Source organism: Burkholderia pseudomultivorans, assembly GCF_902499075.1.
Classification (GTDB): Bacteria; Pseudomonadota; Gammaproteobacteria; order Burkholderiales; family Burkholderiaceae; genus Burkholderia; species Burkholderia pseudomultivorans.
Genome location: NZ_CABVPP010000075.1, coordinates 1 through 18082, shown reverse-complemented (window position 1 = coordinate 18082; position 18082 = coordinate 1). Strand labels below are relative to the sequence as shown.

The following is an 18082-nucleotide window of genomic DNA, read 5'->3' as shown; positions in this document are numbered from 1 at the left end:
GAGCGTCCGGCGCGCTGTGCACGTTCAGTGAAGCGCCGCGCCGGCCGGCAGCACGGATTCGCCGGTATCGATCAGGTCTTCGAGAAAGAACGGCTCGGTGTTGAGTTCCTTCGACTCGCCCGGCACGCCCGCGTACCAGGTCACCATGGCCATGTCGCCCAGAATGCGCTGGACGATGCCGCGCGCGCCCTTGGGCACCGCGATATGGGTAGTGCAGACAATCGACCCGACATGCATGATGGTTCCCCACTCTTGAAACTTGAAACCCGGCCCGCTGACGGGCCGGCAAATGCGCGATCCGCGCCGCCCTCGCCGGAGCGTTGCGCGTGATCCCATTGTTCACGGTTTATCGAAGCGCGAAAAGAAGAAGAAGCGGCCAAAACGCCGCGATTTCGTCGAATGTCTCCAATCAACCACTGCGCCGCGCGTGCGCTTGCACGGGCGGATACCCCCATCATACCCTGTCGGATGTGACTGCCCGCCGAATCCGGACGGGCCACTGCCGAACCCGCGATGTCCGCTCCTCGCGTATCGTCTGTCCTTTGCCCCGCCCTCAGGAGAGATCGCGTGACCGCGCCCACCGGCACCACGTCCCCCGCGTCGCATTCGCCCGCATCGCCTCCGTATCTCGAACGCGGCTCGCGCAGCTACTGGCGCGCGAGCGTCGCGCTGCTGTTCGCCGGCTATGCGACGTTCTCGCTGCTCTACTACGTGCAGCCGCTGCTGCCCGAATTCTCGGCCGCATTCGGCGCGAGTCCCGCGCAAAGCAGTCTCGCGCTGTCGTTCTCGACCGCCGCGCTCGCCGCCGCCGTGTTCGTCGCCGGCTTCGTGTCCGAAGGACTGAGCCGCCACCGCCTGATGACGGCGTCGCTGACGCTGGCGTCGCTGCTCACGCTGGTCGCCGCATTCGCGCCGCACTGGCACCAGATGCTGGTGCTGCGCGCGCTCACCGGGCTCGCGCTCGGCGGCGTGCCCGCGGTCGGCATGGCCTATCTCGCCGAGGAAGTGCATCCCGACGGGCTCGGCCTCGCGATGGGGCTCTACGTCGGCGGCAACGCGATCGGCGGGATGTCCGGACGCGTGATCGCCGGCGTGCTCGCCGACCTGTTCACGTGGCGCGTCGCGGTCGGCACGATCGGTGTGCTCGGCCTCGCGTCGACGCTCGCGTTTCGCGCGCTGCTGCCGCCGTCGCGTCACTTCACGCCGCGCCGCGGGCTCGGCTTCGCGCACCATCGCGCCGCGCTCGCGCGGCATCTCGCCGGCCGCCGCGAACTGCCCGTGCTGTTCGCGATGGGCTTCATGCTGATGGGCGGCTTCGTCACGCTGTACAACTACGTCGGCTACCGGCTGCTCGCGCCGCCGTATTCGATGAACCAGGCGACGATCGGCGCGATCTTCGCCGTCTATCTGGTCGGCGTGTTCGCGTCGCCGTGGTCCGGGCGCATGGCCGACTCGTTCGGGCGCGGCCGCGTGCTGATCGCGAGCGTCGTCGTGATGCTCGCCGGCGCCGCGCTGACGCTGCTGCAACCGGTCGCCGCGATCGCGTTCGGCATCGCGTGCGTGACGTTCGGCTTCTTCGCCGGCCACTCGACCGCGAGCGGCTGGGTCGGCCGCCTCGCGACGCAGGGCAAGGGCCAGGCCGCCGCGCTGTACCTGCTGTCCTACTATCTCGGCTCGAGCGTCGTCGGCTCGCTCGGCGGACGCTTCTGGAGCACGCACGGCTGGCCGGGCGTCGTGGCGCTCGTCGCCGGGCTGCTCGTCGTCGGGTTCGCGGCCGCGGTGTGGCTGCGCGGTCGCGAACGCAGCGGCGCCGCATGACGTATCGCGGCTTCGCGCACGCGACCGACGCACGACGGTTCCGCGTCCGACCGCGTGCTGAAGCCTGCGCGTCGTCGGTTGCGCTGCATGCGGACATTGCGTTACCTTTGACGCTCATCCGCATTCGATCGCATTCCGACACGATGCATCCGCTCACGTCCGCCCTTGCAAGATCCCGGCCGCTGCCCGACGCGCGGCCGAGGGCGTGCGCGCATCCGTCGATCCTCCCGCCTCCTGTCGCACCGCCGCTCGTCGGCGCCGCGCCGCCGCCTCCGGCGGCACGCGCCGGCTGACTCGCCGGCTTTTCGTTTCGTCTTCCCTGCGCGCTGCTGCGCCCGTTCGTGCGTCCCGACGCACGACGTCGTGCCGTGCGTGCGCAGGGAACGTTCTGATCCGTTCGACAGGTGGATTCTCATGGTTTCGTTCAAACGCGCGCTTGCCGCGCATGGCGCGACGTCGCTCTTCGTTCTGCTGTGGAGCAGCGGCGCGATCTTCGCCGAACTCGGTCTGCGTCACGCATCCGCGTTCGCCTTTCTGACCGCGCGCTTCGCGCTCGCTTCGCTGGTGCTGCTCGCGCTGGCCCCGATGCGCGGACGCTGGCTGCCGCCGCGCGGCGAGCGGCGCATGGCCGCACTGACCGGCCTGCTGATGATGGGCGGCTATTCGATCTTCTATCTGCTCGCGCTCGAACGCGGGATCGCACCGGGCGTGCTCGCGACGATCCTCGGCGTACAGCCGATCCTCACGCTCGCATTCGTCGAGCGGCGCTGGCAGCCCGCGCGCGTCGCGGGGCTCGCGCTCGCGCTGGCCGGCCTCGCGCTGGTCGTGTGCCGCGGCGTCGGCGGCGCCGGCCTGCCGCTCGCGGGCATCGCCTGCGCGCTGACCGCGCTCGCCGCGCTGACGGTCGGTTCGCTGCTGCAGAAACGCGTGCGCGCGGCGCCCGCCGACGTGCTGCCGCTGCAGAACGCGATCGGCCTCGCGCTGTGCGTGGCGATTGCGCCGTTCCGGCCGATCGCGTTCGAGCCGAGCTGGTCGTTCGTCGTGCCGCTGCTGTGGCTCGGCATCGTGATCTCGGTGATCGCGCAACTGCTGTTCTACCGGCTGATGCAGCGCGGCGACCTCGTCAACGTGACGAGCCTGTTCTATCTCGTGCCCGTCGTCACCACGCTGATGGACGCCGTCTGGCTCGGCAACCGGCCCGAGCCGCTCGCGCTGGCCGGGATGGGCGCGATCGTCGCGGGCCTCGCGCTGGTGTTCCGCGCACCGGCCGCACGCGCGCGCACCGAACGCGCATGAGCGCGCGGGCCGCCGCCTCGATACGTGCGGCGGCCCGCCGGTCGGGTACGACGTTTTTGCGCAAAGCGAAAGCAAACGGAAAGACGCGCGCAAGGAATTCGTCCGGATCGCCGGGAAAGTGCGTATTTCGCGCGGCTTTCCGCCGATTTTTAATGGTTCGGATAGCGAAAAACGTCGCCGGGTTGCCTATACTCGAATGGACCGCCCGCTCGCAATCGGGCCGGACTCATAGAGAAATACCCGGCATGGGGCCGGAGTGCGCGCATGCAAGCGCGGCTTCGGCACACGTAGGAGACACCGCATGACGACCTATTTCACGATCGGCGACTTCATCCTCCTGATTCCGATGGCGCTGGCCGGTGCGCTGTTTCTCGGCGCGGTGCCGTGCGCGACCCAGTTCCGTCACAACCTGCTGCGCGTGCTCGGCGTGATCCTCGGGGTCGGTGTCGCCGTGCTGCTGGTCGAAGGCCTGCCTGCGCTGATCTAGCGACGCTGCGCGCCGCTCGCGCATGCCATGCATCGCCGCGGTGCGGCGATGCGGCACACGTCGCGCGATGCGAGGTGCGCACACGGTCGCACGCCGCATCGGCCGCCGGTCAGATCGCCTGATCGGTGGACGGCTTTTCCCACAGATTGATCCCGCCTTCGGTCGCGTAGCGATCGATTTCCGCGAGTTCTTCCGCCGAGAATTCGAGGTTCTTCAGCGCCCCGACGTTTTCGCGCACCTGCTCCGCGCGGCTCGCGCCGATCAGCGCGGACGTCACGCGGCCGTTGCGCAGCACCCAGGCGAGCGCCATCTGCGCGAGGCTCTGCCCGCGCCGGCTGGCGATCGCGTCGAGCCTGCGCACGTGCTCGAGGTTGTCCGCGCTCAGGTGATCCTGCTTCAGCGAGCCGCCGCCCGGCTTGTTCACGCGCGCGTCGGCCGGCACGCCGTTCAGGTACTTCGACGTCAGCAGCCCCTGCGCGAGCGGCGTGAACGCGATGCTGCCGGTGCCGATCTCGTCGAGCGTATCGAGCAGTTCGCGCTCGACCCAGCGATTGAGCAGGTTGTACGAAGGCTGGTGGATCAGCAGCGGCACCTTGTACTGCGCGAGCAGCTCGGCCATCTCGCGCGTCTTCGCGGCCGAATACGACGAGATGCCGATATACAGCGCCTTGCCCTGCTGCACCGCGGACGCCAGCGCGCCGGCCGTCTCCTCGAGCGGCGTGTGCGCGTCGAAGCGGTGCGAATAGAAGATGTCGACGTAGTCGAGCCCCATCCGCTGCAGGCTCTGGTCGAGGCTCGCGAGCACGTACTTGCGCGAGCCGCCGCCGCTGCCGTACGGTCCCGGCCACATGTCCCAGCCGGCTTTGGTCGAGATCAGCAGTTCGTCGCGGTATGGCCGGAAATCCTCTTTCAGCAGCCGGCCGAAATTGGTTTCCGCGCTGCCGTACGGCGGCCCGTAATTGTTCGCGAGATCGAAGTGGTTGATGCCGAGGTCGAATGCGGTGCGCAGGATCTCGCGCTGCGTCGCGATCGGCGTCGCGTCGCCGAAGTTGTGCCACAGGCCGAGCGACAGCGCGGGCAGTTTGAGCCCGGATCGGCCGCAGGTGCGGTATTGCATGTCGGCATAACGTTCGGAAGCTGCTTCGTAGGCCATGGAGGTTTCCCGTCAGGACGTCGGACAGAGGCGCGCGCCGACGCCTGCATGCAGCGCGCCGGCGGCGAAGGAAAGCTACGACGGTAATGGTAGCGAACGCGGCGCAAGCGCGCACGGCGATGGACGCGATCGCGGTCGTCGCCTACACTGCGGCGTCTCGAATCACCGTTTCAGCGAGGTTGGTATGTCCCGGGTCATCTCGGTTGCGCTGCTGGTCGGCGGCGTCGTGCTGCTGTATTTCGGCGGCCAGTCGTTTCATTCGCTCAACGACAGCATGTCGCGCTTCTTCACCGGCTCGCCTGCCACGAAGACGATCCTGCTGATCGCCGGCGGCGCAGTCGCGTCGCTGATCGGCCTGATCGGTCTCGCGATGCCGGGCAACAAGCGCTGAGCCTGTCGCCCGCTGCCGGTCAGAACGGCACTTCCGGCTTCGCGGCCGAACGCGTGCCGGGCACCGGCCGGTTGCTCGCGCCGTGATAGGTATACACGAGCGAGAACTTCACCCGGTCGGAACGGTTCTGCCCGGCCGAATGCAGCGTGTTGCAGTGGAAGAACACCACGTCGCCGGTCGCGAGCGGCGGGCAGACCGCCGCGTCGATCATCGCGCGATTCGCGGGCAGGTCGTTGCGGAAGAATTTCGCGTCGTCGAACGATTCCGGCCCGAATTCCGCCGTATGCGAACCCGGCACCAGCCACAGCGCGCCGTTCTCGTTCGTCTCCGGCCCCAGTGCGAGCCACACCGACACCATATCCGCGCGCTCGAACGCCCAGTATCGGAAGTCGCGATGCCAGCCGGTCAGGCTGCCGTACGCGGGATGCTTGGTCATCATGCAGTTGTGATGCGCGCGCGACAGCACCGGCTCCTCGCCGAAATACGCGCGCATCCAAGCGCCGATCTCGGGTGCGACCGCCCGTTCGGCGAAGGCCGGATCGCGGCCGTACGCGTCGAGCAGGCGCCGCACCGTGTGGCCGCCCGGCGCATGCTTCGAATCCGGCGCGCCCGGATAGCGCAGATCCGCTTCAAACTCGATCGGCTCCGCGGCTTCCTGCAACTGCCGCTCGGCGATGCGCTTGAGCGCCGCGCACTGCTGCTCGCCGACGAGGCCGCGCGCGACGACGAAGCCGCGCTCGCGCAATTCCGCGACTTGCGCGCGGATCGATTCCGACTGCAATGGAGACGACATGGGATGCCAGGCGATTATTGTGTGAATGTGACGATTGTAAATCGGCGCCGGATGCCGCGAACAGCACCATTGTCGTGCGCAGGGGCATGCCAATCGGCTATTTGATCCGGGTCAAGGGAACTGTTCGGCGCGCGGCCGGCCTCATCGACAGGCGGTATGCGGCACGTACCATGTGGCACAAGGGTTTATCGCGACTTTTGCCCGTCACGAAACCCCTGTAGCCTGTCGCGGCCTGTCGGTTCCGGCGGGCGCGGCGCGCAGCGCATCTCGACAGGATGCGCCGTGCTTTCCGAGGCCGTTCATACCAGTGCGTTCTTCAAGGGCGCCATCCATTCAAGCGAAGCATCGTTCACATGCCATTCCGTCTGACTTCCCGTTTCAACCGCGCTGCGAAGCGCGTCGTGCCGCCGGCTCCCGCCCGCTCGCTGCGCCATCATCGCGCCCGCACGCAGGCGCTCGCCGAGCGCACGCCCGCGCTCGGCCGGCTCGACGGCATCCGTGCGTGGTTCCACGCATTTTTCTCGATGATGAGCACGCACGCGTTCGCGCGCCGCGCGGGCCTGCGCTCGCTGCTGCAGAAGCCGTCGTCGCTGCGCGCGCTCGCGCTGCGCCGCACGCTCGGCCCGCAGCGCCGCGTGAACCGTCCGCGCCGCCTCGCGGCCAGCAACGGCTGGTTCGGTTTCGGCGCGCGCTGAGCGCGTCGCTCGCCGCGCCTGCGCGCGGGATCGCAACCCAATAAAAAAACCCCGGCATTGCCGGGGTTTTTCGTTTCGGGCGGACGGCGCTTACGCGACGCGTGCCGTCGGCTCGACACCGGCCGCTTCGGCCAGCGCGAGCGCCTTGTCGGTCGCTTCCCACGAGAATTCCGGCTCTTCGCGGCCGAAGTGGCCGTAAGCGGCGGTCTTTTCGTAGATCGGGCGCAGCAGGTCGAGCATCTTGATGATGCCCTTCGGACGCAGGTCGAAATGCTCGCGCACGAGCTTCGTGATCACGGCATCCGACACGCGGCCCGTGCCGAACGTGTTGACCATCACCGAGGTCGGCTCGGCCACGCCGATCGCGTACGACACCTGGATCAGCGCGCGCGACGCGAGGCCCGCGGCGACGATGTTCTTCGCGACGTAACGGCCCGCATACGCGGCCGAACGGTCGACCTTCGACGGATCCTTGCCCGAGAACGCGCCGCCGCCGTGCGGTGCGGCACCGCCGTAGGTGTCGACGATGATCTTGCGGCCGGTCAGGCCGCAGTCGCCCTGCGGGCCGCCGATCACGAACCGGCCGGTCGGGTTCACCAGGAACTTGATGTCGCCCTTGATCAGGTCGGCCGGCAGCGTCGGCTTGATGATTTCCTCGATCACGGCTTCGCGCAGCGCCGGCAGCTCGATCTCCGGTGCATGCTGCGTCGACAGCACGACGGTGTCGATCGAGTCGGGACGGCCGTCGACGTAGCGGACCGTCACCTGCGACTTCGCGTCCGGGCGCAGCCACTGCAGGCGGCCGTCGCGGCGCAGGCTGGCCTGGCGCTCGACGAGGCGGTGCGACAGGTAGATCGGCAGCGGCATCAGTTCCGGCGTTTCGTCGCAGGCATAGCCGAACATCAGGCCCTGGTCGCCCGCGCCCTGGTCGAGGTTGTCGTCGTGCGCGCGGTCGACGCCCTGCGCGATGTCCGGCGACTGCTTGTCGTACGCGACGAGCACCGCGCAACCCTTGTAGTCGATGCCGTAGTCGGTGTTGTCGTAGCCGATGCGCTTGATCGTGTCGCGCGCGATCTGGATGTAGTCGATGTTCGCCGTCGTGGTGATTTCACCGGCCAGCACGACGAGGCCCGTGTTGCACAGCGTTTCGGCGGCAACGCGGGAGTATTTGTCCTGCTCGAGGATGGCGTCGAGAATCGCGTCCGAGATCTGGTCCGCGACTTTGTCCGGATGGCCTTCGGAGACGGATTCGGACGTGAAGAGATAATCGTTTGCCACTTTTTCAGGCTCCTTGATGGTTACGGTCGGTTTCACGTAGCCAGCTTCTTTCGGCCTGAAGCGGCGACGCTTTAGCGGATTACCAGTACCGGGCAGCGCGCTTCGCGCCAGCCGGCTTCGCCCCGCAAGTTGTCAGTTAACTCGGCGAAGCCCGTATTATAGCGGCTTTCCTGAATTGTCACAGAGCGCCGCCCGTGCTGCATCTTCCGCTGTCTTACCACCTTGTTCGCAACGCGCCGGCCAGCCGGTTCCACGGAGGTTTCGCATGCTAGGTCGTCTCGGCACGCACCTCGCCATCGGCTTGCTGAAACTGCTCGCCCTGCTGCCGTACGGCCTGACCGCACGGTTCGGCGATGGTCTCGGCTGGCTGCTGTACCAGATCCCCAGCCGGCGAAAACGCATCGTACACACCAATCTGAAACTCTGCTTCCCCGACTGGAGCGACGCGCGCCGCGAGGAAGTCGCGGGCCGGCATTTCCGCCATGCGATCCGCAGCTACGTCGAGCGCAGCGTGCAGTGGTTCGGCTCGGAGAAGAAGCTCGCGAAGCTGATCCAGGTCGACAGCGCGGTCGATCTCGACGATCCCGACCTGCCGCCGACGCTGTTCCTCGGCCTGCATTTCGTCGGTATCGAAGCCGGCTCGATCTGGCTGAACCGGTCGCTGCACCGCCGCTGCGGCTCGCTGTACCAGCCGTTCTCGAACGCGGTGCTCGAGGAGGAAGCGAAAAAGGCGCGCGGCCGCTTCGACGCCGAGATGGTCGGCCGCGCGGACAGCGCGCGCGTCGTGCTGCGCTGGCTGCGCGACCGCAAGCCGGTGATGCTCGGCGCCGACATGGACTACGGGCTGCGCAACTCGACGTTCGTGCCGTTCTTCGGCGTGCCCGCGTGCACGCTGACCGCGGTCGGCCGGCTCGCGAAGACGGGCCGCGCGCAGGTCGTGCCGTTCATCGGCGAAGTGCTGCCGAACTACCAGGGCTACCGGCTGAAGGTGTTCAAGCCGTGGGATCACTACCCGACCGGCGACGACGACCTCGACGCGCGGCGGATGAACGCGTTCCTCGAGGAACAGATCCCGCTGATGCCCGAACAGTATTACTGGGTCCACAAGCGCTTCAAGACGCGCCCGCCCGGCGAGCCGAGCCTCTACTGAGCCGCGGGCGGCAGCCGCGCCCGCGCGGGACGCCCCTGTCGGCTGCATGTATCATTTACGGCTGAGATCGGCACGGCGCAGCCGTGCCGGCCGCCTTGTTCGCCATGGAATTCCGGACCCTGTGAAACTCTCGTTCACCAAGATGCACGGCGCGGGCAACGACTTCGTCGTGCTCGACGGCTATTCGCGCGCGCTGCCGCCGCTCACCGAAGCGCAGGTGCGCGCGCTCGCCAACCGACACTTCGGGATCGGCGCCGACCAGCTGCTGCTCGTCGAGAAGCCGACCGTCGACGGTGCGGATTTCAAATACCGGATCTTCAATTGCGACGGCGGCGAAGTCGAACACTGCGGCAACGGCGCGCGCTGCTTCGTGAAGTTCGTCAACGACCGCGGCCTGACCGACCGGCGCAGCGTGCGCGTGCAGGTGATGAAGGGCCTGATCACGCTGACGATGCAGGACAACGGTGAAGTCGTCGTCGACATGGGCGCGCCGGTATTCGCGCCCGCCCAGGTGCCGTTCGACGCCGCCGGCCTCGAGGGCCGCGCGGAAGGCCGCGACACGCTGTGGCCGCTCGACGTCGGCGGCCGCACGCGCTGGATCTCGACGGTGTCGATGGGCAACCCGCACGCGGTGCAGGTGGTCGACGACACCGAAGCCTACCCGGTGCTCGAAGAAGGCCCGCTGATCGAGCGCCATGCGCGCTTCCCGCAGCGCGTGAACGCCGGCTTCATGCAGATCGTGTCGCGCCGCGAGGTGAAGCTGCGCGTGTACGAGCGCGGCGCGGGCGAAACGCTCGCCTGCGGCACCGGCGCGTGTGCGGCGGTCGCCGCCGGCATCCGCCGCGGGCTGCTCGATTCGCCGGTGACCGTGCACACGCACGGCGGCACGCTGACGATCGGCTGGGACGGCGCGCGCGACGAAACCGCCGCGCTGATGATGGCCGGGCCCGCCACGACCGTGTTCGAAGGCGAGATCGACCTGCACGTGTAACCCTTCAACGTCCTCGTTAATCACTGAACGCGCCAGCCCCATGAACGATCGCGAAGTCGCCGACTACCTGCTCGCCAATCCCGAATTCTTCGCGCGGCACGCCGAACTGCTCGCGACGATCCGCCTCGCGAACCCACACGGCAAGGCCGCGATCTCGCTGCAGGAACGGCAGATGGAGATGCTGCGCGACAAGAACAAGCATCTCGAGCGCCGGCTCGCCGAGCTCGTGCGCTACGGCCACGAGAACGACAGCCTGTCGGCGAAGTTCAGCCGCTGGACCTCCCGCGTGATCGCCGAGCGCGATCCGTATGCGCTGCCGCGCACGATCGCCGACGGCATCGCCGACGTGTTCGACGTGCCGCAGACCGCGCTGCGCGTGTGGGACGTCGCCGAAACCTATTCGCAGGCCGAGTTCGCGCGCCAGGTCGGCGAGGAAGTGCGGCTCTTCGCGAACGGGCTCGCGACGCCGTACTGCGGCGCGAACACGGGCTTCGAAGCCGCCCAGTGGCTCGCGCCCGCGGCTGTTGCGCCGGCCGCGAATGCGGCGGAAGGCGGCGACGCCGTGCCGGCCGGCGACGGTTCGGCCGCATCGGTCGCGCTGCTCGCGCTGCGCGCGCCGCAAGCCGGCCCGGACGCGCCCGCGTTCGGCCTGCTGGTGCTCGGCTCGCCCGACCCGCGCCGCTTCCACGACGCGATGGCCACCGACTTCCTCGCCCAGATCGCGACGCTGGCGAGCGCCGCGCTCACGCGCCTGCTGCCGCACTGAGCGCGCCGCCGCGATGACCGACGATCCGATCGCCGCCTACCTGTCGAACCTGAAGCACGTCAGGCAGCTGTCGGAACACACGCTGCGCGGCTACACGCACGAACTCGACGAACTGAAGAAGCTCGCGGCCGGCCGCCCGCTCGAAACGCTGACGGCCGCCGACATGCGCGGCGCGGTCGCGCGCGCGCATGCGGGCGGGCTGTCGGCGCGCTCGATCTCGCACCGGCTGTCCGCGTGGCGCGCGTTCTACCGCTGGCTCGCGCAGCACGTCGAGATGCCCGCGAACCCGGTCGCCGCGGTGCGCGCGCCGAAGCGCCCGAAGACGCTGCCGAAGGCGCTGTCGGTCGACGACGCGTCCACGCTGATGGAAGCGCCGCTCGCCGGCACGACCGAAGGCATCCGCGATCACGCGATCCTGGAGCTGTTCTATTCGTCGGGGCTGCGCCTTGCCGAGCTGATCGGGCTCGACGTGATGTACACGCAGGCCGACGGCTATCGTTCGGCCGGCTGGCTCGATCTCGCCGAAGCCGAAGTGACCGTGCGCGGCAAGGGCAACAAGGAGCGCAAGGTGCCGGTCGGCCGCAAGGCGATCGAAGCGCTGAACGCGTGGCTCGCGGTGCGCGGCGAGTTCGTGAAGCACGACCCGCATCCGCTGTTCCTGTCGGTGCGCGGCAACCGGATGGCGCCCGGCGTCGTGCGCGAGCGCGTGAAGCGCGCGGCGCTCGCCGCCGGCATTCCCGCGCACGTCCATCCGCACGTGCTGCGCCATTCGTTCGCGACGCACGTGCTGCAGTCCAGCGGCGACCTGCGTGCGGTGCAGGAACTGCTCGGCCATGCGAGCGTCGCCGCGACGCAGGTGTATACGTCGCTCGACTTCCAGCATCTCGCGAAGATTTACGACAGCGCGCATCCGCGCGCAAAGAAGCGCGACTGACGCGCTTCCCGTGTTACCCGCCGCGCGCGGCGACCGGCCACGACCGGCCGCGCGCGCGGCCCATTTCGATCTCACCATGCAAACCGTCACCCTCAAGCCGTCCAAGGAAAAATCGCTGCTGCGCCGCCATCCGTGGATCTACGCCAATGCGATCGACCGCGTCGACGGCAAGCCCGCGCCCGGCGCGACCGTGATCGTGCGCGCGCACGACGGCCGCTTCCTCGCGCGCGGCGCATACAGCCCGCAATCGCAGATCCGCGTGCGCGTCTGGAGCTTCGACGAGAACGAGCCGATCGACCACGCGTTCTTCAAGCGGCGCGTGCAGCGCGCGGTCGCGCATCGCAACACGATGGTGTCGAACACCGGCGCGGTGCGCCTGGTGTTCGGCGAGGCCGACGGCCTGCCGGGCCTGATCGTCGACTACTACATCGAGGACGCCGGCGCGACGCCGCGCGGCCAGCTCGTCTGCCAGTTCATGGCCGCGGGCGTCGACGCGTGGAAGGACGCGATCGTCAACGCGCTGGTCGGCGCGACCGGCTGCCCGAACGTGTACGAGCGCTCGGACGTGTCGATCCGCGAAAAGGAAGGACTCGAACAGACGACCGGCGTGCTCGCCGGCGACGCGCCGCCCGCGACGCTGATCGCAAACGAAAACGGCGTGCGCTACCACGTCGACGTGCCGAACGGCCACAAGACCGGCTTCTACGTCGACCAGCGCGACAACCGCGCGCTCGTCGCGCAGTACGCGGCCGACCGCGACGTGCTGAACTGCTTCTGCTACACGGGCGGCTTCTCGCTCGCGGCGCTCAAGGGCGGCGCGAAGCGCGTCGTGTCGATCGACTCGTCGGGCGATGCGCTCGCGCTCGCGCAGCAGAACGTCGCGGCGAACGGCTTCGACGCGGCTCGCGCGAGCTGGCTCGACGCCGACGCGTTCAAGACGCTGCGCCGCCTCGTCGACGAAGGCGAGCGTTTCGACCTGATCGTGCTCGACCCGCCGAAGTTCGCGCCGACGCGCGACAGCGTCGATCGCGCGGCGCGCGCGTACAAGGACATCAACCTGAGCGGCTTCCGGCTGCTGCGCCCGGGCGGCCTGCTGTTCACCTATTCGTGTTCGGGCGCGATCGACATGGACCTGTTCCAGAAGATCGTCGCGGGCGCCGCGGCCGACGCGAAAGTCGACGCGCGCATCCTGAAGCGGCTCGGCGCCGGCGTCGATCACCCGCTGCTCGCCGCGTTCCCGGAAGGCGAATATCTGAAGGGCCTGCTGTTGCAAATCGTCTGATCGCCCCGATCTGTGCGGGCGATCGTCCGCCGGCTGCGTCGCGGCTGGCGGATCGGCGCTCCTGCCTGTCGCCTGGCCGACCGGCGGGGGCTTGACAGTTATGTTTCAATGGATGGTTGTGCGCCCCGCGCGGGCGCGTTGCACATCCTGGTTTTGACCCCGATTCACGAACCACAGGCGACCGACATGGCCACTCCCGTCACCATCCTCACCGGCTTCCTCGGCAGCGGCAAGACGACGCTGCTCAAGCGCATCCTGAACGAACAGCACGGCATGAAGATCGCCGTGATCGAAAACGAGTTCGGCGAAGAGAACATCGACAACGAAATCCTCGTGCAGGATTCGAACGAACAGATCATCCAGATGAGCAACGGCTGCATCTGCTGCACGATCCGCGGCGACCTCGCACGCGCGCTCGGCGATCTCGCCGCGAAGAAGCGCGAAGGCAAGCTCGACTTCGACCGCATCGTGATCGAGACGACCGGCCTCGCGAACCCGGGCCCGGTCGCGCAGACCTTCTTCATCGACAGCGAAATCGCCGACGACTTCCTGCTCGACGCGGTCATCACGCTCGTCGACGCGAAGCACGCGAACGCGCAGCTCGACGAGCACGAAGTGGTGCAGCGCCAGGTCGGCTTCGCCGATCGCCTGTTCATCACCAAGTCGGACCTGGTCGACGACCAGACCGTCGCGGGCCTCAAGCACCGCCTGATGCACATGAACCCGAAGGCCACGATCAAGCTCGTGAACTTCGGCGAGGCCGACATCAAGGAAATCTTCGACCTGCGCGGCTTCAACCTGAACGCGAAGCTCGAGATCGATCCGGACTTCCTCGCCGAGGACGATCACGCGCACCACCACCACGATCACGACCATGATCATGACCATGCCGACTGCGACCACGATCACGGTCAATGCGCGCACGATCACGACCACGGCCATCACAATCACCACCATGCGCACCACGACGACAAGATCAAGTCGTTCGTGTACCGCAACGACCGCCCGTTCGACCCGAACAAGCTGGAAGACTTCCTCGGCGGCATCCTGCAGATCTACGGCGAGCGGATGCTGCGCTACAAGGGCGTGCTGTACATGAAGGGCGTCGATCGCAAGGTGGTGTTCCAGGGCGTGCACCAGATGATGGGCAGCGACCTCGCCGCGAAGTGGCTGCCGGCCGAGCAGAAGACCAACAAGATGGTGTTCATCGGCGTCGACCTGCCGCAGGACCTTATCACCGACGGCCTCGACGCCTGCCTGGCCTGACGCGCGCCACACCCGTTCCCGGCCGCCCCGGCAGCCGCTTTCGCGGTGCCGCCGGCGGCGCCGATCGGGAAGGGTTTTGGCGTCATCGCTTTTTCGCGATTTGCGCGTTATATTTTCAAGATATTGGCGCAGCCGACGGGGATCGACCCGATACGGCGCACGCTTGCGATTCAGTTACAATACGTGCCCGCTGGAGTACGGCAATAACAGGCCCGGTTCTTGCTGAACCATCGTCCGGGCATCGCAACCGCGCCGGATCGCCCATCCGCCACCGGCAGCGGCCGATGCGATCTGCCGCGCAGCACACCGGTTCGCCGCGCGCGCAAATCCGCGCCAGGCCTGTCCTGGTATTTGAGGACCGGTTTTCCAGAGGCTTTCGGCCCCGCAACGGCAAATCGCAAATGATTGCAAGCGCAGTTGCGGGTAATCCCAAAGTGCAGGCACTATCTGTCGATTTGCCGCACATTGAAGAAGCAAGCAGATGACGAAGAAACTCTTGACCGAAGCCGAAATCCTGAAGATGAGCGACAAGGATTACATGAATGAGGATCAGCTCGCCTTCTTCAAAAATCGGCTCGAACAGTTGCAGGCGGACATCCTCAAGAATGCCGGCCAGACGACCGAGAACCTGCGCGAGACGGTGATCGTGCCCGATCCCGCCGACCGCGCGACGATCGAGGAAGAGCACGCGCTCGAACTGCGCACGCGCGATCGCGAGCGCAAGCTCCTCAAGAAGGTTCAGCAGTCGCTCGCCCGCATCGAGTCCGGCGACTACGGCTGGTGCGAGGAAACCGGCGAGCCGATCGGTATCCCGCGCCTGCTCGCGCGTCCGACCGCGACGCTGTCGCTCGAGGCGCAGGAGCGCCGCGAACTGCGCCAGAAGCTGTTCGGCGACTGATCGGGCGGCGCTCCGCCCCGACACGCTGCTTTTCGAAAGCGCGCGGCCTGCCGCGCGCTTTTTGTTTTTCGGCGCCGGCGCCCGCCGGCATCGGCCGATTTGCCAGCCGCCTCTTGATATCCCGCCGCGCGCCCTAAAATGGAACGGACGCGCGCCGGGCCGCTCCCCGGCGCACTGCGAGATTCACGCGGCGGCGCCCGGCGCCGCCGCCTCTTCCCCGTTTTTCTCAAGGAACGCAGATGGAGCAATTTCACGGCACGACCATCGTTTCGGTCCGGCGCGGCGACAAGGTCGCGCTCGGCGGCGACGGCCAGGTAACGCTCGGCAACATCGTCATGAAGGGTGGCGCGCGGAAAGTGCGGCGGATCTACAACAACCAGGTTCTGGTCGGATTCGCGGGCGGCACCGCCGATGCGTTCTCGCTGCTCGACCGCTTCGAGGCGAAGCTCGAGAAGCACCAGGGCAACCTGACTCGCGCGGCCGTCGAGCTCGCGAAGGACTGGCGCACCGACCGGATGCTGCGCCGCCTCGAGGCGATGCTGATCACGGCCGATGCGACCACCACGCTCGTGATCACCGGCAACGGCGACGTGCTCGACCCGGAAGGCGGCATCTGCGCGATCGGCTCGGGCGGCGCGTATGCGCAGGCCGCGGCGCGCGCGCTCGCCGAGAACACCGAGCTGTCGCCGCGCGACATCGTCGAGAAGTCGCTCGAGATCGCGGGCGACATGTGCATCTACACGAACCACAACCGCATCATCGAAACGATCGAGTAAGGACCGCACCATGAGCACCATGACCCCTGCCGAGATCGTCTCGGAACTCGACAAGCACATCATCGGCCAGGCCAAGGCGAAGAAGGCCGTCGCGGTCGCGCTGCGCAACCGCTGGCGCCGCCAGCAGGTCGCCGACCCGCTGCGCCAGGAAATCACGCCGAAGAACATCCTGATGATCGGGCCGACGGGCGTCGGCAAGACCGAAATCGCGCGCCGCCTCGCGAAGCTCGCCGATGCGCCGTTCATCAAGATCGAAGCGACCAAGTTCACCGAAGTGGGCTACGTCGGCCGCGACGTCGACAGCATCGTGCGCGACCTGATCGAGATCTCGGTCAAGCAGACGCGCGAGAGCGAGATGCGCAAGGTGCGCAGCAAGGCGACCGACCAGGCCGAGGACCGCATCCTCGACATCCTGCTGCCGCAGCCGCGTGCGGTCGGCTTCGGCGGCAACGCCGAGCACGCGAACGACGACAACAACGCGACGCGCCAGACCTTCCGCAAGCGCCTGCGCGAAGGCCAGCTCGACGACAAGGAAATCGAGCTCGACCTCGAGCAGCCGACGGTCGGCATGGACATCATGGCGCCGCCGGGGATGGAAGAGATGACCGAGCAGATCCGCTCGATGTTCTCGAACCTCGGCAGCGGCAAGAAGCAGCGCCGCAAGGTGAAGATCAAGGAAGCGCTGAAGCTGCTGACCGACGAGGAAGCGGCGAAGATGCTCAACGACGAGGAAGTGAAGACGAAGGCCGTGCAGAACGTCGAGCAGAACGGCATCGTGTTCCTCGACGAGATCGACAAGATCACGTCGCGCAACAACGAAGGCAGCGGCGGCGAAGTGTCGCGCCAGGGCGTGCAGCGCGACCTGCTGCCGCTCGTCGAAGGCACGACGGTCAACACGAAGTACGGGATGGTGAAGACCGATCACATCCTGTTCATCGCGAGCGGCGCGTTCCACCTCGCGAAGCCGAGCGACCTGATCCCCGAACTGCAGGGGCGCTTTCCGATCCGCGTCGAGCTCGATTCGCTGTCGGTGAAGGACTTCGAGGCGATCCTCGTCGCCACCGATGCGAGCCTCGTCAAGCAGTACCAGGCGCTGCTCGCGACCGAGGACGTCGAGCTCGAATTCGCCGAAGACGGCATCCGCCGCCTGGCCGAGATCGCCTATTCGGTCAACGAGAAGACCGAGAACATCGGCGCGCGCCGCCTGTACACGGTGATCGAGAAGCTGCTCGAGGAAGTGTCGTTCTCGGCCGGCAACCACGCCGGCGAGCGCGTGACGATCGACGCGAAGTATGTCGACCGCGCGCTCGGCGAAGTGTCGCAGGACGAGGATCTGTCGCGCTACGTGCTGTAACGCGCGACGCATCGAACGCGAAACGGGCGGCCCGACGGGCCGCCCGTTTTCGTTGCCGCGTCCGGATCCTGCGGCCGCGCCGCCGCGCCCCGTTACTGCCGCACCGGCTTCTTCGCGAGCTTGCGCTGCAGCGTGCGGCGGTGCATGTTCAGCGCGCGCGCGGTCGCCGAGATGTTGTTGTTGTTCTCGGCCAGCACGCGCTGGATGTGCTCCCACTCGAGCCGGTCGACCGACAGCACGACCGGGTTCTCGAGCGCCTCGTCGGCCTGCACCTCGCTCGCATTGGTCTGCAGCGCGGCCAGGATCGACTCGACGTTCGCCGGCTTCGCCAGATAGTTGTCCGCGCCTTCCTTCACGGCCTGCACGGCGGTCGCGATGCTCGCGTAGCCGGTCAGCACGAGGATCCGCGCATCGGGCTGCAGGTCGCACAGCGGCGCGATCAGGCTCAGGCCCGAATCCTCGCCGAGGTGGAGGTCGACGGTGATGAACTGGAACTTGCCCGCCGCGGCGAGCCTGAGCGCCGTCTCCTTGTCGTGCGCCTGCTGGACCGCATAACCGCGGCGCTCGAGGCCGCGCGCGAGCGTGCCCGCGAACACCTCGTTGTCGTCGATCACCAGGAAATTGTTGTCGCTCATGGGTTTTCTCCGTCTACGTGTTGGTTGAGACCGCCTGCGCGGCCATGCGCGCCACCGGCAGGCGCAGCACGGCGCGCGTGCCGCGGCCGGAGGCCGGCGGGCGGCCGTCCGGCGTGCCC

The 18082-nt window shown here is 67.7% G+C and carries 19 protein-coding genes; 14 read left to right on the top strand and 5 right to left on the bottom strand.

Going from position 1 to position 18082, the window contains the following annotated elements; translation table 11 throughout:
• Positions 1 to 24: 24 nt before the first annotated feature.
• Complete coding sequence (locus BST28156_RS31070; RefSeq protein WP_004198969.1) at positions 25 to 237, bottom strand: hypothetical protein; 213 nt, start codon at positions 235 to 237, stop codon at positions 25 to 27.
• A 330-nt stretch (positions 238 to 567) separates the two neighbouring features.
• On the opposite strand from BST28156_RS31070, the gene BST28156_RS31065 reads away from it, so the two are divergent.
• The 3 genes from BST28156_RS31065 (at position 568) to BST28156_RS31055 (ending at position 3601) form a co-directional block, all read left to right on the top strand.
• Positions 568 to 1818 carry an MFS transporter gene (locus tag BST28156_RS31065; RefSeq protein ID WP_254596449.1) on the top strand — a complete coding sequence of 417 codons (1251 nt, stop codon included), beginning with the start codon at positions 568 to 570 and terminating at the stop codon, positions 1816 to 1818.
• A gap of 414 nt (positions 1819 to 2232) precedes the next feature.
• Positions 2233 to 3114, top strand: a complete 882-nt coding sequence (locus BST28156_RS31060; RefSeq protein ID WP_174904220.1) for a DMT family transporter — start codon at positions 2233 to 2235, stop codon at positions 3112 to 3114.
• Between the two features lie 301 nt (positions 3115 to 3415).
• Entirely contained in the window at positions 3416 to 3601 is a 186-nt protein-coding gene (locus tag BST28156_RS31055) for a hypothetical protein (protein ID WP_006482800.1), read from the top strand.
• Positions 3602 to 3710: 109 nt separating this feature from the next.
• On the opposite strand, the gene mgrA is transcribed toward BST28156_RS31055, so the two are convergent.
• Complete coding sequence (gene mgrA / locus BST28156_RS31050; RefSeq protein ID WP_174904219.1) at positions 3711 to 4754, bottom strand: L-glyceraldehyde 3-phosphate reductase; 1044 nt, start codon at positions 4752 to 4754, stop codon at positions 3711 to 3713.
• A gap of 184 nt (positions 4755 to 4938) precedes the next feature.
• On the opposite strand from mgrA, the gene BST28156_RS31045 reads away from it, so the two are divergent.
• The gene (locus tag BST28156_RS31045; protein WP_060244218.1) at positions 4939 to 5145 is read left to right on the top strand and encodes a DUF3185 family protein; all 207 of its coding nucleotides are present in this window, start codon (positions 4939 to 4941) and stop codon (positions 5143 to 5145) included.
• A 19-nt stretch (positions 5146 to 5164) separates the two neighbouring features.
• Here the strand turns inward: BST28156_RS31045 and BST28156_RS31040 are convergent, their stop codons facing one another.
• A complete protein-coding gene (locus BST28156_RS31040; RefSeq protein WP_060244220.1) occupies positions 5165 to 5938 on the bottom strand; it encodes a phytanoyl-CoA dioxygenase family protein in 774 nt (257 codons plus the stop codon).
• Positions 5939 to 6291: 353 nt separating this feature from the next.
• Between BST28156_RS31040 and BST28156_RS31035 the strand changes: the two genes are divergently transcribed.
• Positions 6292 to 6633 (top strand): hypothetical protein, encoded by a 342-nt coding sequence (locus tag BST28156_RS31035; protein WP_060244222.1) that lies wholly within the window; start codon positions 6292 to 6294, stop codon positions 6631 to 6633.
• 90 nt (positions 6634 to 6723) lie between these two features.
• On the opposite strand, the gene metK is transcribed toward BST28156_RS31035, so the two are convergent.
• Complete coding sequence (metK, locus tag BST28156_RS31030; protein ID WP_060244224.1) at positions 6724 to 7911, bottom strand: methionine adenosyltransferase; 1188 nt, start codon at positions 7909 to 7911, stop codon at positions 6724 to 6726.
• Positions 7912 to 8176: 265 nt separating this feature from the next.
• Between metK and lpxL the strand changes: the two genes are divergently transcribed.
• From lpxL to hslU, 9 genes are all read left to right on the top strand, one after another.
• Entirely contained in the window at positions 8177 to 9061 is an 885-nt protein-coding gene (gene lpxL, locus BST28156_RS31025; protein ID WP_040128501.1) for a lauroyl acyltransferase LpxL, read from the top strand.
• 121 nt (positions 9062 to 9182) lie between these two features.
• A complete protein-coding gene (gene dapF, locus BST28156_RS31020) occupies positions 9183 to 10052 on the top strand; it encodes a diaminopimelate epimerase (protein WP_174904218.1) in 870 nt (289 codons plus the stop codon).
• Between the two features lie 40 nt (positions 10053 to 10092).
• Positions 10093 to 10818: a DUF484 family protein gene (locus BST28156_RS31015; protein ID WP_040128503.1), complete on the top strand. Its 726-nt coding sequence runs from the start codon at positions 10093 to 10095 to the stop codon at positions 10816 to 10818.
• Between the two features lie 13 nt (positions 10819 to 10831).
• Positions 10832 to 11752, top strand: a complete 921-nt coding sequence (gene xerC, locus BST28156_RS31010) for a tyrosine recombinase XerC (protein WP_174904217.1) — start codon at positions 10832 to 10834, stop codon at positions 11750 to 11752.
• A 76-nt stretch (positions 11753 to 11828) separates the two neighbouring features.
• Positions 11829 to 13034 (top strand): class I SAM-dependent rRNA methyltransferase, encoded by a 1206-nt coding sequence (locus BST28156_RS31005; RefSeq protein ID WP_009690245.1) that lies wholly within the window; start codon positions 11829 to 11831, stop codon positions 13032 to 13034.
• A gap of 186 nt (positions 13035 to 13220) precedes the next feature.
• On the top strand, positions 13221 to 14300 hold the full coding sequence (locus tag BST28156_RS31000) for a CobW family GTP-binding protein (RefSeq protein WP_174904216.1): 1080 nt from the start codon (positions 13221 to 13223) through the stop codon (positions 14298 to 14300).
• 481 nt (positions 14301 to 14781) lie between these two features.
• The gene (gene dksA / locus BST28156_RS30995; protein WP_009690247.1) at positions 14782 to 15198 is read left to right on the top strand and encodes an RNA polymerase-binding protein DksA; all 417 of its coding nucleotides are present in this window, start codon (positions 14782 to 14784) and stop codon (positions 15196 to 15198) included.
• A gap of 239 nt (positions 15199 to 15437) precedes the next feature.
• Positions 15438 to 15974, top strand: coding sequence for an ATP-dependent protease subunit HslV (gene hslV / locus BST28156_RS30990; RefSeq protein WP_009690248.1), 537 nt, complete (start codon positions 15438 to 15440; stop codon positions 15972 to 15974).
• A 10-nt stretch (positions 15975 to 15984) separates the two neighbouring features.
• Positions 15985 to 17328 carry an ATP-dependent protease ATPase subunit HslU gene (gene hslU / locus BST28156_RS30985; protein WP_060244233.1) on the top strand — a complete coding sequence of 448 codons (1344 nt, stop codon included), beginning with the start codon at positions 15985 to 15987 and terminating at the stop codon, positions 17326 to 17328.
• A 92-nt stretch (positions 17329 to 17420) separates the two neighbouring features.
• Here the strand turns inward: hslU and BST28156_RS30980 are convergent, their stop codons facing one another.
• Complete coding sequence (locus tag BST28156_RS30980; RefSeq protein WP_009690250.1) at positions 17421 to 17963, bottom strand: response regulator transcription factor; 543 nt, start codon at positions 17961 to 17963, stop codon at positions 17421 to 17423.
• Between the last annotated feature and the right edge of the window lie 119 nt (positions 17964 to 18082).

Bases quoted from the DNA above. Each gene is read 5' to 3' on its own strand.
- BST28156_RS31070 (WP_004198969.1), bottom strand. From the start codon at position 237: ATGCATGTCGGGTCGATTGTCTGCACTACCCATATCGCGGTGCCCAAG.
- BST28156_RS31060 (WP_174904220.1), top strand. From the start codon at position 2,233: ATGGTTTCGTTCAAACGCGCGCTTGCCGCGCATGGCGCGACGTCGCTC.
- BST28156_RS31055 (WP_006482800.1), top strand. From the start codon at position 3,416: ATGACGACCTATTTCACGATCGGCGACTTCATCCTCCTGATTCCGATG.
- mgrA (WP_174904219.1), bottom strand. From the start codon at position 4,754: ATGGCCTACGAAGCAGCTTCCGAACGTTATGCCGACATGCAATACCGC.
- BST28156_RS31045 (WP_060244218.1), top strand. From the start codon at position 4,939: ATGTCCCGGGTCATCTCGGTTGCGCTGCTGGTCGGCGGCGTCGTGCTG.
- BST28156_RS31040 (WP_060244220.1), bottom strand. From the start codon at position 5,938: ATGTCGTCTCCATTGCAGTCGGAATCGATCCGCGCGCAAGTCGCGGAA.
- BST28156_RS31035 (WP_060244222.1), top strand. From the start codon at position 6,292: ATGCCATTCCGTCTGACTTCCCGTTTCAACCGCGCTGCGAAGCGCGTC.
- lpxL (WP_040128501.1), top strand. From the start codon at position 8,177: ATGCTAGGTCGTCTCGGCACGCACCTCGCCATCGGCTTGCTGAAACTG.
- BST28156_RS31015 (WP_040128503.1), top strand. From the start codon at position 10,093: ATGAACGATCGCGAAGTCGCCGACTACCTGCTCGCCAATCCCGAATTC.
- xerC (WP_174904217.1), top strand. From the start codon at position 10,832: ATGACCGACGATCCGATCGCCGCCTACCTGTCGAACCTGAAGCACGTC.
- BST28156_RS31005 (WP_009690245.1), top strand. From the start codon at position 11,829: ATGCAAACCGTCACCCTCAAGCCGTCCAAGGAAAAATCGCTGCTGCGC.
- BST28156_RS31000 (WP_174904216.1), top strand. From the start codon at position 13,221: ATGGCCACTCCCGTCACCATCCTCACCGGCTTCCTCGGCAGCGGCAAG.
- dksA (WP_009690247.1), top strand. From the start codon at position 14,782: ATGACGAAGAAACTCTTGACCGAAGCCGAAATCCTGAAGATGAGCGAC.
- hslV (WP_009690248.1), top strand. From the start codon at position 15,438: ATGGAGCAATTTCACGGCACGACCATCGTTTCGGTCCGGCGCGGCGAC.
- hslU (WP_060244233.1), top strand. From the start codon at position 15,985: ATGAGCACCATGACCCCTGCCGAGATCGTCTCGGAACTCGACAAGCAC.
- BST28156_RS30980 (WP_009690250.1), bottom strand. From the start codon at position 17,963: ATGAGCGACAACAATTTCCTGGTGATCGACGACAACGAGGTGTTCGCG.